This window comes from Mucilaginibacter gynuensis (assembly GCF_039541195.1).
In the GTDB taxonomy this organism is placed as follows: domain Bacteria; phylum Bacteroidota; class Bacteroidia; order Sphingobacteriales; family Sphingobacteriaceae; genus Mucilaginibacter; species Mucilaginibacter gynuensis.
Genome location: NZ_BAABFT010000016.1, coordinates 82,405 through 99,105 on the forward strand (window position 1 = coordinate 82,405; position 16,701 = coordinate 99,105).

Below are 16,701 nucleotides of genomic sequence, written 5' to 3' on the forward strand. Positions count from 1 at the left end.
TTAAACCCATAAAACATTTGGAAGCTCATAAAAGCCCATACCAAATCGTGCTCTTCCCAATACCTGTGGTTTAAAACGAGTGCTTACTTGTCTTGCGTCTTCGACGCTTCTTCGCCAGATCCTAATAGATCTTCCTGTAAAATTCCTTCAATGTTTCGGCCGGGTTAAGCGCTAAGTTAACGGCTGATGATACGGCTATGCCATAAATATTGGTGTGCAGCAACGCGTCTACATCGGTAAGCTGTATGCCGCCTACGGCAATTACGGGGAGGTCTACCGGTTGCTTTTCCAGTTCGCGGTAGGCAGCGAAACCTAATGGATAGTTGTTGGTATTGGTATCGCTGTGCGCAAACGGACCGTAGCCGCAATAATCAACAAAGCCGTCGTTTTGCAGTTTAATAAGTCGCGTTATATTATTGGCCGATGCGCCGAGGGTTTTGTCCTCATTGATCACATCGCGAATGTGGCTGAAATCGGCATCCATATCTTCTATATGCACGCCCTGCGCATCTACCTCATCCAGCAGATGATAATGGTTGGTGAGTATCAGCGTGGTGCCCCAATCATCGCAAATGCTGGCAATTTGGTTAATCTCGTCAATAAGCTCCTTATCGGTTTTGGTAAGGCAGCGGTACTGTATCCAGTTGGCCCCGGCAATGCAGGCGGTTTCTACCTGTTCAATATGGCTGCGCTGCGGCAGGTCTTGTGTGATATAGTGTAGTTTTGATATGTACTTTTTCATGCCGTTAGCATCAATCAGCCTAAAATAAAAAGCCGGTCGCTTGTTTAAAAACGACCGGCCTTTAACCTAAATTTTATTTCATTACCTCGGCAATTGGCTTGCCAATGTTACCGCTTGGGGTTTGTATGTGCAATAATGCAGCTACGGTAGGCGCAATATCCGTCATGTGGGTTTCGCGTACCAGGCTGCCATGTTTAACCCCCCAGCCCATAAATACTAGCGGAATGTGCGCGTCGTAAGGGTTCCAGGTACCATGCGTGGTACCGGTACGGCCGCCCGAAAACCATCCCGGTTTCAGTACAATTTGTACCGTACCGCTATGCTCGCTGCTGTAACCGTTAACAATTCGCTCACGCAAATCGGCAGGGATGTTGGTGGTCAACGCTTTTTTCATGTCAACAGCGTAAGCAACACCTTCTTGTTTGGCTATAAAGTCGATAGCGTCAAGCTTAAGGTCTTCCTCGTTTAATTTCGCCTCGGCAATAGCTTTATTGTTAAAATTTACCTGGTAGTTGTTAAGGCTTAGCACCAGGTTTTTCACTTTGTATTTATTTTCGAGCAGGGTATTTAAGCCGGTATTTACAGTACCCTCGTTAAAGTTACCTGCCGGAATGTTATGATCTTTCAGGAAAGTTGGGTTATGAGCGGCGCCATGATCTGCAGTTAAAAAAACAGTGTAGTTGCCCTTGCCCACTTTACCATCAAGATAAGTGAAGAAAGCCGCTATATCTCTGTCTAAACGCAGATAAGTATCTTCGGCCTCAAGCGAGTTAGGGCCAAACTGGTGACCAACATAATCTGTTGATGAAAGGCTCACGGCTAAAAAGTCGGTTACTACGTTTTGGCCAAGTTGCTCGCTTTCAACGGCCGCCTTTGCCATATCTAAGGTAAAAGAGTTACCATAAGGCGTAGCACGGATCATGCCCAGCTTGCCTTTATACAATTCAGATGTTTTTATCGGGAAGGTAGGCGCATCGGTACCGCCAAATTTACCTTCATATTTCGGGCTGTTATCGGGCGCGCTTTGTACGTAGGTGTTGATAGGGTATAGGGTATTCCAGTCTTGTTTCAAATATTTTTCGGCCAGGTTTTGGGCATTGAACTTCTTCACCCATTCCGGCAAATCATTCATATAATAGGTGCTGGTGATCCAGGCACCGTTGCTATCATCAAACCAGTAAGCAGCATTAGCTGCATGACCGGCAGGTAATATACCACCACGGTCTTTAATAGCTATACCGATCACTTTCGAGCGGAAGTTGGTAGCCAGTTTTAACTCATCGGTAACGGTGCTGGCCATCAAATTACGTGGCGACATTTCGCCCGCTTTTGAGGTGCTGCCCACCGCTTTTACGGTAGAATCTTCGGTACAGTACATGCTTTTGCCTGTAGCCTGTACAATAAAATCGTTACCGGCTATGCCATGTATGGAAGGTACCGAACCGGTATATATACAAGTATGGCCCGCCGCCGTAACGGTTGGCAGATAATCGATATTGGTATTTTCGCAGGTAAAGCCTTCGTTAAGCATACGCTTAAAGCCGCCGGCCTGGTAACGGTTGTAGTAACGGTACAGGTAATCCCAGCGCATTTGGTCAACCACTAAACCTACCACTAATTTGGGGCGGGGTAAGGCGGTAGCGGGTGGTGTTATAGCAGTAACTTGTTTTATTTGGGCCGATGCAGCTGTAGTTGCCGCGCCCAATAGCAATAAAAGGAGGTGTTTAATTCTCATCAGTAAATTTTTTTACACGGCAAATATGAACATTGAAAGTAAAATTAAACTACTATTAAGGTTAATAATAGTTGATTGTTACATTCATTAACGCCCTGTTTTTTTGGGTTGATAATAATATATGTATATTAAACCTGTTTTTAAACCTTCCGCAATACACAAAACAATGAAGTTGTTAAATAGATCATTAGTCCTTGCTGCTGCCATTTGCCTTGGTGCTTTCACCGGCTTTTCGCAAACCGCTAAAACAGCCGAAGATACACCCAAAGATTATCTGAGCGCGGCGTTCCATGCGGGCAGGCGGCAAGCACTGCGCGATCTGATGCCTGCCAACTCGGTAGCGGTGATATTTGCCTATCCGGAGCGGCTATTTTCAAACGATGTTAATTACGTATACCACCCTAACCCCGATCTGTATTATTTTTCGGGCTATAAAGAACCGGATGCCGTATTGCTGGTATTTAAAGATACCCAGGCCGCGGGCGACAGCAGTTATAACGAATTGTTTTTTGTGCGCAAGCGCGACCCGCAGCGTGAACAATGGACAGGTAAGCGGTTAGGCGTTGAGGGCACCAAAACACAGCTGGGTTTTAAGCGTGTTTATAATGGTGATGCTTTCGCAAATTTCCCTGTCGACCTGAAAAAGTTTAGCAGCATAATCTATGATAAGTTACCCGATGATGCTACAGGAGATGGCGCCGGAGGATTAAAAGCGTTAATAAGCACATTCAAAGCCAAAGCCGGTGTGCCCGATGTGGATAAACAATTATTGAGCGATCTTAATTTGATCAATCAGCGGGGCACACCCCAAAATATCGACCGTATATTGAACTACCTTAAGCCTAAGTTAAACAACGAGGCTTACAAAAAAAATGAACTGATACAGCTACTGGTAAGCAAGCCCGATTCGGCTACTTTGGTGACCGTAAAAGCGAAAATCAATGCTGATTTTTCGAGCATGGCAAAGTTTACGGAGTACACGACCCAATTACGCGGGATAAAAACACCGGAAGAGCTGGATCTGCTGAAAAAATCTATCAGGATATCATCTATCGCACATGCCGAGGTGATGAAGGCGGTAAAGCCTAACATGTCTGAACGGGAACTGGAAGGTATCCTGCTGTATGTACACAAAAATTACGGTGCCGAAGATGAAGGTTATCCACCGATCATCGGCGCGGGGGGCAATGGTTGTATTTTACACTACGAAGAAAACAGCCGCATGCACCTGGATAATCAACTGGTATTGCTCGATGTAGGTGCCGAATATCATGGTTACTCCGCCGATGTTACCCGCACAATACCTGCCAATGGCAAGTTTACCGAAGCGCAGAAAGCCATTTATCAACTGGTGTACGATGCGCAGGAAGAAGTATTTAAGCTATGCAAGCAAGGTGTAACCTACAGCGACTTCGAAACTAAAACCGGTGAAATATTGGCTAATGGCCTGATCAAACTCGGCCTTATAAAAACCGCCGCTGAACTGCGCAAATATTATCCGCATGGTGTATCGCACCATTTGGGTTTGGATGTGCACGACAAAGGCGCTTATGATGGCGAACTGAAAGCTGGCATGGTGATCACGGTAGAACCTGGTATCTATATCCCGGCCGGTAGCCCATGCGACAAAAAATGGTGGAACATTGGCGTACGTATTGAAGATGATATTTTAATAGGTGTAGATAAAGGCACTAACCTATCTGCCGACGCCCCACGCAAATGGCAGGATGTAGAAAAGATGGCCGCACAACCAAGCATATTTGATACCGCCAAATTCCCCGATCTGGATACGAAGAAATAGGGGGATTTAAAAATCCTGTCATCTCGGCCATAGGGAGAGATCTTCTTCGCCGTTATTTTTTAACCGCGGAGTTAAGGAGGTTTGCGCGGAGTTAAGAGAGAAATTAGATAAAGACTTACGAGGTTTTTGAAACTTCGTAAGTCTTGAAAGCGCGATATGTTAGTATACATACTCCAGCGTAGCCGGATTGTCAAATTCTACATTGTATAGTATATCGTATAGCCATTTAGCTATCTCTGTTTTTATGGGAGTGGCATCCTTAAAGTTTGCCATATTATAATAAAAGGTGAACAGGTTATTGTCGCCATAGATAAAACCCACTTTAGTAAACTGTGCCGCATAATTGTCCATTAAATATGTGTCAATTTCTTCAGTTACCTGAAACGAGATGGCCAGTAAATGACGATGATGCAATGAGAACTTAAAGTGCATATCTACAGACTTTTTAATAACTAATTTGAACCCCACGCATTTACCTTCGTAGATCGCAAACAGGGCATCGTCAACCTCTTGGGTATCGAATAATGGTGTGTTTTTTATTTGAGCGAGGGTACGTGCTATATTAGCCTCTGTGCTTTCAATGTGCTTTATAACAAATGATGGAGCGAATCGAGCTTTATCGGCGCTCATTGCTTCTAAATTTTGTAGCCGGTACCTTAACTCTTGTAACTCCATATAGCCCGGAGTTTTAAATTCATTCAGAAGTCCTACCATCCTGTTAACCTCCCGTAAGGCAGTAGCGTTATAATCTGCCGATAAATATTCGCCCTCGGCTACCGCTAATTTTATCTGGGTTTCCAGCGCTTGCTTTTCGGTTTCGTAGTATTCAATAAGCAGGTCGAGGTCGGTTTTCATACAGCATGGCTTAGGCTGTCTAAATTAAGCATTATCCGCCAAAAGGCATATCAACTAATCGTTAACAAAGAGTGCTGCCCGGCGGTATGCATATCGCGCCAAACCTGGTTGATCTCGGTATCCGGATTAGCCGCTTTCAACCCACAATAGGTATACAGGCTGTCCACGCTTTCGCGGGCGGCTTTGGCCAATCTTCTGCTGCTTGCGCTTACCTGTTGCAATTCGGCTTCGGTTAAAATATTATTGCTGATAGCCTGCCAGGATGCATCAAGCGCTTCATAAAATGCCGAACGGCATTGCTCTAAATTGCTGATGGTTTGTTGCAGTAATTCCTTTAATAATGCTTTTTGCGATTCTGTCGTTTTTTCGCGACTTGCCCTTTCTTCAAATATGGGCCCGCACAGGTCGGTAAAATGCACTGCCAATCCGGATAGGTTGGCGGCCAGGGTAGCTTCTGCCAGTTGCAGAAAAGCGTACCTGTAAAGCGGGTCATCAATCACAGAAAAATCAGGATCTATCTTAAAACAACGATCCTGCTTTACAAACAGATTTTTCACCTCATAGCCATCGCTTCCGGTTGCCATCATGCCTACATATTTCCAGGCGGAGAAGAGACTAACATCCGCCCTGTCGAAAATAAACGGTAACACCAGCGGAGTGCCATCACTGTTTAACACAGGCTCATCGCCTTGATAAATACTACAATTGGCCGTTAAGTGTGTAGCATGGTGCGCGCCGCTGGCATACATCCAACTCCCGTTAATGATGTAACCGCCATCGGTAATTGTAGCGGTGCCGGTGGCCGCGCCGCTGCCTGCCAGACAAAGCTGTGGGTTGTTAAATATTTCGGCAGCAACATCCGCCCCTAAAAAACCACCGAACCATCCCGCCCCGCTGCATAAGGTAACCACCCAACCCAGACTGCCGCTGGCCCAGCTTAGCGCTTCTTCCAACCTTACCTGTTCGGGCAATGCCAGTTGCAAGCCCGAATAAGCCTTCGGGACTAAAAACTTAAACCATTGCTGCTCATAAATAAGTGCCAGTTGATCGGGCTGTAATTTGCCTGCCTTTTCAGCAGCCGGTACAGAGTCGCGGATGGTTTGTACCCATTCGGGTTTTAAGTATGTTGAGGGATGCGTCATTTTTGAGAATAAAGAGTATGGAGTCAAGAAGCAAGAAGGAAAGTAAATCAGGAAAGGTTTGCTTCAGACCTTGTCCTGATTCCTGCTTCTTAATTCTTGCTTCTTTTTAAAGTATAGAGTCAAGAGCTCGAATCACAATAAGCTGGTTTCAGGTTCTTGTCCTGATTCCTGTATCTTAATTCCTGTTTCTCTCTCCGATCTTTTCCAATCAAAGTAACCAAAAATGGCTACCACAAATAGTATAATAGTTAACAACGCGAACAGCGGTAACTGCTTATGGAACAGCAGCGGCACCGCGAACAGATTACTTATATTAAGCAATATCCAGTTCTCTATTTTGCGGCGGGCCAGCAGCCACATACCTGCCCACGCGGTTGATGATACCCAGGCATCCCATACCGGTACTGTTGAGGGGGTAAAATGTTTAAGCGCCAAATACAGCACCAGCCAGCCGCCAAATACGATAGCCAGTGTAGTAGACCATTCGTTTCGGGTGCTGTAGCTTACGGGTACAGGTGGCTGGTCGCGTTTGCGCACCCAGTATATCCAGCCGTAAACACTCATTACTATATAATAAACATTCAGCAGGGCTTCGGCAAAAAGCTGCACATCTACCAGTAAATACACCGATATAGTGGTGGCTACTAACCCGGCAGGGTAAAGCCATATTTTATTGGCCCGCGCCAGCAATACCTCGGCCACGCCAAACACCACAGCTACCCATTGCAGCCAGGTGGTTTCTTTAAATTGTGATATAAACAAATCTATCCAGTATTGCATTTCTTGAGATGTAAGAGTAAGAATCAGGATACAAGAATCAGAAGATATCACAAAGCATAGATTGCTTGATCTTGTCTCTTAACTCTTGTATCCTGATTCTAACATGTTAGAAACTTAAACTAACCGATGCCAGCAAATTGCGTGTGGCCTGCGGGAAAAAGTAGTTGTAATTATACAGCGTACCTGCGGTTACACCCGGATACGTTGCGCCGTTGGCCTCATATTTTTTGCTGAATACGTTATTAACCAATAAGGTAAGGCCTATGTTTTTAACACCGCTTACGCTGAAGTTATAGTTGAGCCTTACATCGCTCACAAAGTACGATTTCAGGAAACGGTTAACCGCGTACGAATTATTGGCCACATCCGGCGAAGTGGTAATACCATCGGGATTAACGTTCGAGGTATTGTCCAAATATTGCTTGCTTACATACTTGCTGATGAACGCGATGCTGCCGCGTTTAACCGGTGCAAACGTAATTTCACTACCGCCGATAAACGATGGCGAATAGGCGATATTGGTTTTGCTGAAAAACTGCGGCACCGGTGGCAGCGGGGCATAATCTTCAGTAGTATTGCTCAAAGCCTGGCTTAAATTTTTGATCTTGTTAGTGCTGATGGTAGCATTGGCAGCCCAGCTTAATTGGTTGGTGATCTTCACGCGGCCATCCACCTCAATACCTGCCCGGTAGCTATCATCCACATTTTTGCGGATCTGCGAACCTACATCATTCAACTGACCTGTAATTACCAGCTGGTTTTTGTACAGCATATAATAAGCGTTGATGCCCGCGCTGAAATTGCTTTGCGTGGTACGGTAACCCAGTTCAAAATCTTTCAGATTCTCTGATTTCGGCTTGTTCTGATCGGCCAGCCTGTCGGTATAATCATTACGATTAGGCTCGCGATTACCTACCGCGAAAGAGAAGTATACGTTGTTATGCTGATCAATCTGGTAAGTAACACCCGCTTTAGGGTTAACAAAATTGAATTTGGCCAGTTCGTTTACAAACTGCTGCTTGTTCTCGGGCCCGTAAATTTTGTAGTATACGTTGCGGTACTGTACATCGCCATATAGTAATACTTTGCCCCATTGGTACTCTGCACGGGCAAAAATATTAAAATCGTTCTTTTTGGCATTATTGCGGTAGTATTCATAATTAGGACCGATGCCCGCGCTTTGTTCCGTATAAATTACGTTGCCGAAATGGTCGCCATCGTACTTGTTATAAGCGCCGCCCACAATAAGGTTCAGCTTGCCGGGATTGTACTTAAGGGAATAGGTAACGCCATAAAAATCATTATCTAACCAACGGCGACGCGCCAAATTGGTACTGGCAATGGTATCGCCGCCTACAATTACCGGCGTTATGCCATAAGTACCTTGCAAGTCGTCATCTTTGCAGTATTCCTCATAATAACCCGCGCCCTTGGTATAGTGCAGGGCTCCGCTAAAGGTTAATTCGGGCGTAATGCGCTGATCGTACAGCAACTGGTAATGGTGCTGGGTATAATCGTCTACCTGGTCTTTATAATAATTATTTTCGGAGATATAACCCAGTTCATTGTAACGACGATTGTTCTGGATGGAATTATCGCCGATCACATAGTCGGGCACGCCGTTCCAGGCCTGGTAGGTACGCTCGTAACCTGTAAATACGTTTGCACGGATAGTAGCTGTTTTGCCATAATAAGCGCCGCTTAAAAAGTACGATTTAAGATTTGATGAAGCCCTGTCGATATAGCCGTTAGATTGTACGCGCGATAAACGGCCATCGAAAGTAAAATGATCGCCCAATAGGCCTGTACCCACGTTTACCGTGTTTTTAACCGTACTGTACGAGCCTATGGTATTGTTTAGTTCGGCATAGGCGGTATCGCGGCGGGTGCCGGTTTGTATGTTGATACTACCGCCAAAAGCACCGGCACCATTAGTTGAGGTACCTACACCACGCTGCACCTGTATGTTATTTACAGACGAAGCCAGATCGGGTACATCCACAAAAAAAGCTCCCTGGCTTTCCGAATCGTTATACGGAATGCCGTTTACGGTTACGTTAATGCGCGAACCATCAGACCCACGGATACGGATCCCGGTATAGCCAACACCCGTTCCGGCATCTGACGATACCACTACCGACGGCGTTTGGTTAAGCAGGTAAGGCAAATCCTGACCAAGGTTGTTCTTCTCCAGGTCTTTTTTGCTTAAGTTGGTAAAAGCCGTGGGCGAATTTTTGCTTGCACGTGTAGCCGTAATAGTAATGGTTTCGGTGGTGAGCGAGCTGCTGGTTAATGTAAAATCAGCAACACGACTGGCGGCGTTCAGCGTAATAGTTTTGCTGACGGCTAAATAACCAATGTAACTTACGGTTAAACTGTAAGTGCCTTTGTTTAAATTGTTAAAACTGTACTTTCCATCAGCATTGGCAACGCTGCTTTGAGCAGGGTTTGCAATAGTAATGGTAGCGCCGGGCAGTACTTCGCCGGTTTGATTAGTAACCTTTCCGGATATGGAAAGTTGGGCCGATGCCAAAGCAGGCAGCAGCAGGACGAATATCGCCGCAAATAAATTTTTCAATCTTTAATAATAAAAATTAGTTAAACCATCTCCGCATCAGGGCAATACGCAGTACACTTAACTTGTTACCTCTCCCTACGCCGGCATTACCCGGATCAGGTTCGTGTTTTGGTTGCGAGTGGCGTTTATGCAGTATGAGTTATAATGTACTAACCGGATACTGAAAACTGTAAACTCTTAACTCAAAACAATGGGTATGATCTCAGCCTGTCTTTAAGTTTGGTATTAACGTTCTGCAGTACGTTATTGCAACCAAAGCAAGGCACCCCTTGAGAATTATAAGCGCAAATATATAATTTTTTTAATAAGTCGGGTGGATGGGGTGAGAAGTCTGAAAGTAGGGAAAGATACAACAGGTATTAGGAAGAACAAAAAAGGTCATGCTGAATTTATTTCAGCATCCCACGTGCAGGGTAAACACTTTGCCTTTTCGAGACTCTTTCAATAGGATGCCGAAATAAATTCGGCATGATGGATTATGAAATTGGTTTTCCTAATATATGTGGACTGAAAACGAGCGGTGGGCAAATATCGCCTCGCTTAGTCTTTTACACTTTGAGGCTCAAGTAATGAACAAAGCGGTTAAAAGCAGATACGACACTCCAAGATTTACTAATATGAGGGATTACGTTCTTCTTCGCAGTGACACTTTTGATTTTTAAGCAAATGCCATTTAAAGTATCCCCCTGCTAATCAATTCATTCTTCAATTCCGCGGCTGATGTAAAGTGAATACTACTGATCCCGAGGTTTTCGGCACCTTCAACGTTGCGGGCGCTGTCATCAATAAACAAGGCTTCTTCGGGGTTTACATGGTACCTGTCCAGCAGTATCTTGTAAAATTCGGGGTAGGGCTTGCGGATCTTTTCGGTGCCCGATACTACGATGCCATCAAACCAGCTCAAAAACTCATAACGGGCTTTGGTGAGTACAAATGTTTCTTCCGACCAATTGGTGAGCGCGTATATTTTATACTTACCGCTATCTTTCAATTGCTTAAATATCGTTACAGTTTCATCTATCGCGCCGCCAAGCATTTCTTCCCAACGGTTGTAAAACAGGCGGATGTTGTCTTCATGGTCCGGGTGCTTGGCTACCAATATATCGGTTCCGTTTTTTAAGGAGCGGCCTGCATCCTGCTCTTCGTTCCAGTCGGGCGTGCATACGGAGGCTAGGAAATCGCGAATCTCGTCGTCGTTATTAAATACCTTGCGGTACAGGTGATACGGGTTCCAGTCGATAAGTACACCGCCAAGGTCGAAGATGATGGTATTGATCATACAGCTTAAAATTTATGCTAAAATAGGTTAAACGAGCATGTATTTATGGTTAAATTATGACCGAATGCCTTAATCTATGCAGATATATTTTTCTAATTTGCGATATTGTTAACGTTTTAGGCAATTTTATATAACAGACCGCCATAATTCATCGAATTAGTAATCTAAAACACAAAATCCATAAACAATCAACCATGAGTTTTCAAGACCAGATCAGATCACTATTTATTGAAGAGGACCGGATTCCGGAAGAATTCAGGATAGAGGAGGTACACCAGCGCGAATACCTGAGCAACGGCGAAATGAAACAATGGGATGGTCCGGTGAGCGAAGTGTATTCGCCGGTTTGCATCCCTACAAGCGAAGGCCTTAAACGCAAGCTGATAGGTACCTACCCTATTTGCACCGAAAAAGAAGCGATGGAATCGTTAGATGCCGCTTTGGCCGCCTACGATAACGGCCGTGGCGAATGGCCAACCATGAGTGTTGACAACCGCATTAAAAGCCTCGAAAAGTTCGTATATAAGATGAGTGAGCAACGTTCGCTGATCGTTAAGCTTATTATGTGGGAGATCGGTAAATCTTATGCCGACTCTGCAAAGGAGTTCGACCGTACCATCGAGTACATCAATGCTACCATTGATGGCTTGAAAGATATCGATCGCCAGTCGTCCCGTTTTGAAATGGCCGAAGGCATTGTGGCGCAGGTACGCCGCTCGCCATTGGGTGTAGTGCTTTGTATGGGGCCGTTCAACTATCCGCTTAACGAAACCTTTACTACGCTGATTCCTGCACTTATAATGGGCAACACCATACTTTTCAAGCCGCCGAAACACGGTACACTTTTGCACTACCCGTTGTTGAAAGCCTTCCAGGAATCGTTCCCGAAAGGGGTGGTGAATACCATTTACGGCCGCGGATCGGATGTTACACCGGGATTGATGCAAACCGGCAATATCAACGTGCTGGCCTTTATTGGTTCAAGCAAGGTAGCCAACGGCTTAAAAAAGAGTCACCCTAAAGTTAACCGATTAAGAGCTGTTTTAAGTTTAGATGCCAAAAACGCCGCCATCATTACCAAACATGCCGACCTCAAACTGGCCGTAAGTGAGTGTATACTGGGCGCGCTATCCTTCAACGGCCAACGTTGTACCGCTATCAAGATCATTTTTGTACATAAAGAAGTAGCCGATGAGTTTTTGGGCCTACTGAGCCAGGCTGTTGAAAACCTGAAGATAGGCCTGCCATGGGAAAAGGATGTGAAAATAACGCCGCTGCCCGAGCCGCACAAACCCGACTACCTGAAAGAGTGTATTGATGATGCCAAAGCCAACGGCGCAAGCGTGATCAACGAAAATGGTGGTGTTACTTCCGAGTCGTTCGTGTTCCCGGCGGTGGTATACCCGGTTAACGAAAAAATGAAGCTGTACCGCGAAGAACAGTTCGGTCCGATCATCCCGGTGATCCCATTCGAGTCGATAGAAGAACCAATCGCTTACCAGATAGATTCGCCGCATGGTATGCAGGTGAGTATTTTCAGTAACGATGCCAAAGAGATCTCCTCACTGATTGATCCGTTTGTGAATTTGGTGAGCCGGGTAAACATCAACGCGCAATGCCAGCGCGGGCCCGATGTGTTCCCGTTCACCGGCCGTAAAGACAGTGCCGAGGGTACGCTATCCGTACATGACGCTCTGCGCTCATTCTCGATACGCTCATTGGTGGCTACCAAGCTTAACGAAACCAACAAGCAGCTCATCAACGAAATTGTGAACGATAACGATTCCAATTTCCTGAGCACTAAATACATTTTATAATGCTAAACTTTTAGCAGCATACTAACGGCATCCGGACCACCCGGATGCCGTTTTTGTTAAAAAAATATTATTAAACCATTGCCAAACCACGCGGGTGTTTGATTGCCGTACAAAAATTATATATTGCAACAAATATCTTAGGTATTGATAAACCAATTAAAATAAACTATAATTGTCTCTTTGACAGATTAAACCTAACTTAAAAAAATGAAGACACTTTCCACAAGTGATTATGCCGTATTTATTGTATACTTTTTAATAGTAGCGATATATGGTTATTGGGTATACAGGCGCAAGCATAACGCCGATGCTACCTCAAAAGACTACTTTTTAGCTGAAGGCTCCCTTACCTGGTGGGCTATTGGCGCGTCACTCATCGCTTCTAACATCTCGGCCGAGCAATTTGTTGCCATGAGTGGTAACGGTTTCACCATGGGATTAGCCATTTCTGCTTACGAATGGATGGCAGCCGCGACACTGATCATTGTAGCGATCTTCTTTATCCCGGTTTACCTTAAAAACAAGATATTCACCATGCCGCAGTTCCTGCATCAGCGCTATAACAGCACTGTAGCAATGATTATGGCTATATTTTGGTTGCTTTTATATGTAATAGTTAACCTTACCTCTATCTTATACTTAGGCGCTATCGCCATTAACGGTATATCGGGCATCAACTTCCAGTTGTGTTTAGTTCTATTAGCCGTATTTGCCGTTATTATTACTTTAGGTGGGATGAAAGTAATTGGCTATACCGATGTTATACAGGTGTTCTTCCTGATATTGGGTGGTTTGGTCACTACCTACATCGCGGTAACGCAGGTATCTGAACATTTTGGTACCACAGGTGTTGGCAACGGGCTTTCGTTAATGTATACCAAGTTTAACGATCACTTCCACATGATCCTGAAAAAGGATAACCCAAGCTATATCGACCTACCAGGTTTAACCGTATTATTGGGTGGTTTGTGGATCACAAACTTAAATTATTGGGGTTGTAACCAATATATTACACAAAGGGCATTAGGCGCTAATTTGAAGACTGCACGTGGCGGTATCCTGTTCGCGGCGTTCTTAAAATTACTGATGCCTGTTATTGTGGTACTGCCTGGTATTGCGGCTTATGTACTGTACAAAGAAAACGTATTAGGCCCTAATATGACAAACAGCCTGGCCGAAAACCATGATAACGCTTACCCTGTATTGTTAAACTTACTTCCATCGGGCTTTAAAGGTTTATCATTCGCGGCGCTTACTGCGGCGGTGGTTGCATCATTGGCCGGTAAAGCGAATAGTATCGCTACCATCTTCACGCTTGATATCTACAAGAAAATTAAACCGGACGCGCCTGATTATAAACTGGTGAACGTTGGTAAAATAACCGTAGTAGTAGCCATGGTGCTGGGTATCATTATCTCTCCGTTTTTAGGGATTGATAAAAAAGGTGGTTTCACATTTATACAAGAATATACCGGTTTCGTATCTCCGGGTATCTTCGCCATGTTTATCCTGGGCTTCTTCTGGAAAAAGGCATCTTCATCAGCGGCATTATTCTCCACTATAGGCGGTTTTATATTCTCGGTAATATTTAAACTGATGCCTAAGTTTGTCGACCTGGCATTTTTAGCACCATTTGGTTTCTCAAAACAAGTATTGCAGGAAGATAAGGTGACTTACCTATACGAGATCCCTTTCCTTGACCGTATGGGCTTCGTATTCATTATTTGCGTGATAGGTATGTGGATCATCAGTACACTTGATTACAAAAAAGGCAAAGTTACCAACGGCCTGGAAATAGACGTATCTATGTTCAAAACCAACAAAGCATTCACCGCAGGCGCGCTTATTGTGTGCGGTATATTAGTTGCACTTTATACCTTACTTTGGTAAGTGTTAATAAATAATATAAAACGGGCTTATGATGTAACATCATAAGCCCGTTTTGCTTTTAAAGGGGTTGATATCTTTTGATATTACCATTATCAGCAGAAATGCAGTGAGAATTTACTCGCTATAGACACCAATATATGTATTGAAATCTTTCTCTACAGTCTAATCATTAATATCTCAACTAATTTCCGGTTATACTCAATTTCATAATCCGCCTTGCCAATTTTATTTCGACATCTCATCAGAATAATCTCTGATAAGCGAAGTGTTTGCCTACTTGTGTAATGCTGAAACAAGCCAATATAATCTTTATGATTTTCCAACACCTGTAGGTTCTGCCGGGCTTTTTTTTGGAATGAGCTGATTGAGCAGCATGGCTATCGGTATTAAAACAATGCAACCAATGGCATTAAGCCAAAGATACGCCACCACCTGGTAATAACCCAGCACACATACAATGCTTTCGGTAATAATAGCCGCTATAAAAACCGGCGTGCCCTTTATCCGCTTAAAATAAAAAGCCACTACAAATACACCTAAAATGGTACCATACAGGTATGAGCCTAACTGGTTAACCGCTTCAAGCAGGTTGCCCAGCTTGCTGGCATAAAGCGCCATGCCAATGCTTGCCACGCCCCAAATAATAATGGCCAGTCGCGAAGCATTCAGGTAATTTTTGTCGGATGCATTGGGGTTAATAATGCGCTTGTAAATATCAACCACGCTGGTTGAAGCCAATGAATTAAGGGCGCTGGCAGTTGAACCCATCGACGCCAGGAAAACAATGGCGATCAGCAGGCCTATCAAACCTTGTGGTAAGTACTGGGTAACAAAGGTGAGGAAGATGTAATTGGTATCATCCGTATCGGCACGCTCATTATTTTGTTTCATTAAACCGATGGCATCTTTGCGGATGGCCAGGGCTTTTTCGTCGGCTTGTTTCAGGGCTTGCTTTGCCGTGCTGATCTGTTGCTCATCTTTGCCATCAATGGCGGTAAGTAGCAATTCGGCGCGCGATTTCCGTTGCGCAAAAGCATCGGCATATTGGGCTTCGAGGGCATTGTATTGAGGTGCAAGCTTGCTTTTCTTAATTACTTCAACCTCGTACCGGTTAAAAAATACCGGCGGCTTATTAAACTGGTAAAATGCGAATACCAATACACCCAACAGCAATATTAAAAACTGCATGGGTATTTTGATCAGCCCGTTCATGATGAGCCCCATGCGGCTTTGCCCCACCGAGCTGCCGGTTAAGTAGCGCCCGACCTGGCTTTGATCGGTACCGAAATAAGAGAGTTGCAGAAAGAAGCCGCCGATGATACCGCTCCATATAGTATAGCGGTTATCAGGGTCAAACTTCCAGTCTATCACATTCATGCGCCCCAGCTTGCCGCCCAATTTGAGCGCGTCGGTAAAGCCAACATTGCCGGGCAACAGGTGCACTACAATTACCCCCGCCACAAACATACCCGCGAAAATGATGCTCATTTGCAGCATCTGCGTATACGACACCGCCCTGCTGCCGCCATACACCGTATAAAATATAACAATGCTGCCGATGAACAGGGTGGTGTAAACGGTATCGATCTTCAGGATGGTTGACAGGATGATAGACGGCGCGTAAATGGTAATACCTGTTGAAAGCCCGCGCTGTACCAAAAACAGGAAGGAAGTAAGCGCACGGGTTTTCAGATCGAAACGCTGCTCTAAAAATTCGTAAGCGGTGTAAACTTTGAGGCGGTGAAATATGGGTACAAAGGTAATGCACAGCACGATCATGGCCAGCGGCAGCCCGAAGTAGAACTGCACGAAACTCATCCCACTGGTATAAGCCTGGCCCGGTGCCGATAGAAAGGTGATGGCACTGGCTTGCGTAGCCATTACCGAAAGACCTACGTTATACCAGGGCAACGAGCGGTTGCCCACCAAAAACTGATCGATATTTTTATTGCTGCCGCTTTTCCACAGGCCATAGCCAACTATAGAACAAATGGTGAGGGCAAGAACTATCCAATCGGTAAGGCTCATTCAAACATTTTAGTAATGAGCCAAAATACAGAAATAAGAAAAACCAGCCAAACA

General features: G+C 44.8%; 11 protein-coding genes. 3 read left to right on the forward strand and 8 right to left on the reverse strand.

Features of this window, described 5'->3' with window-relative positions:
• Window positions 1-121 precede the first annotated feature (121 nt).
• Both ABD894_RS22740 and pafA read right to left on the reverse strand, forming a co-directional pair.
• The gene (locus tag ABD894_RS22740) at window positions 122-742 is read right to left on the reverse strand and encodes a thiamine phosphate synthase (RefSeq protein ID WP_345213385.1); all 621 of its coding nucleotides are present in this window, start codon (window positions 740-742) and stop codon (window positions 122-124) included.
• Between the two features lie 73 nt (window positions 743-815).
• On the reverse strand, window positions 816-2,477 hold the full coding sequence (gene pafA / locus ABD894_RS22745; RefSeq protein WP_345213386.1) for an alkaline phosphatase PafA: 1,662 nt from the start codon (window positions 2,475-2,477) through the stop codon (window positions 816-818).
• Window positions 2,478-2,643: 166 nt separating this feature from the next.
• On the opposite strand from pafA, the gene ABD894_RS22750 reads away from it, so the two are divergent.
• Window positions 2,644-4,278: an aminopeptidase P family protein gene (locus ABD894_RS22750; RefSeq protein ID WP_345213387.1), complete on the forward strand. Its 1,635-nt coding sequence runs from the start codon at window positions 2,644-2,646 to the stop codon at window positions 4,276-4,278.
• 159 nt (window positions 4,279-4,437) lie between these two features.
• Here ABD894_RS22750 and ABD894_RS22755 read toward each other — a convergent pair whose 3' ends face one another.
• From ABD894_RS22755 to ABD894_RS22775, 5 genes are all read right to left on the reverse strand, one after another.
• Window positions 4,438-5,133: a hypothetical protein gene (locus ABD894_RS22755; protein WP_345213388.1), complete on the reverse strand. Its 696-nt coding sequence runs from the start codon at window positions 5,131-5,133 to the stop codon at window positions 4,438-4,440.
• Between the two features lie 50 nt (window positions 5,134-5,183).
• Window positions 5,184-6,275, reverse strand: coding sequence for an acyl-CoA dehydrogenase family protein (locus ABD894_RS22760; RefSeq protein WP_345213389.1), 1,092 nt, complete (start codon window positions 6,273-6,275; stop codon window positions 5,184-5,186).
• Between the two features lie 132 nt (window positions 6,276-6,407).
• On the reverse strand, window positions 6,408-7,055 hold the full coding sequence (gene pnuC / locus ABD894_RS22765) for a nicotinamide riboside transporter PnuC (protein WP_345213390.1): 648 nt from the start codon (window positions 7,053-7,055) through the stop codon (window positions 6,408-6,410).
• Between the two features lie 106 nt (window positions 7,056-7,161).
• Window positions 7,162-9,633, reverse strand: a complete 2,472-nt coding sequence (locus ABD894_RS22770) for a TonB-dependent receptor (RefSeq protein ID WP_345213391.1) — start codon at window positions 9,631-9,633, stop codon at window positions 7,162-7,164.
• A 673-nt stretch (window positions 9,634-10,306) separates the two neighbouring features.
• Window positions 10,307-10,912, reverse strand: coding sequence for an HAD family hydrolase (locus ABD894_RS22775; RefSeq protein ID WP_345213392.1), 606 nt, complete (start codon window positions 10,910-10,912; stop codon window positions 10,307-10,309).
• A 194-nt stretch (window positions 10,913-11,106) separates the two neighbouring features.
• On the opposite strand from ABD894_RS22775, the gene ABD894_RS22780 reads away from it, so the two are divergent.
• Together ABD894_RS22780 and ABD894_RS22785 are read left to right on the forward strand one after the other, a co-directional pair.
• Entirely contained in the window at window positions 11,107-12,729 is a 1,623-nt protein-coding gene (locus tag ABD894_RS22780; RefSeq protein ID WP_345213393.1) for an NADP-dependent glyceraldehyde-3-phosphate dehydrogenase, read from the forward strand.
• A gap of 207 nt (window positions 12,730-12,936) precedes the next feature.
• Window positions 12,937-14,619: a sodium/sugar symporter gene (locus ABD894_RS22785; protein ID WP_345213394.1), complete on the forward strand. Its 1,683-nt coding sequence runs from the start codon at window positions 12,937-12,939 to the stop codon at window positions 14,617-14,619.
• A 309-nt stretch (window positions 14,620-14,928) separates the two neighbouring features.
• On the opposite strand, the gene ABD894_RS22790 is transcribed toward ABD894_RS22785, so the two are convergent.
• Complete coding sequence (locus ABD894_RS22790) at window positions 14,929-16,647, reverse strand: sodium:solute symporter family protein (RefSeq protein ID WP_345213395.1); 1,719 nt, start codon at window positions 16,645-16,647, stop codon at window positions 14,929-14,931.
• Between the last annotated feature and the right edge of the window lie 54 nt (window positions 16,648-16,701).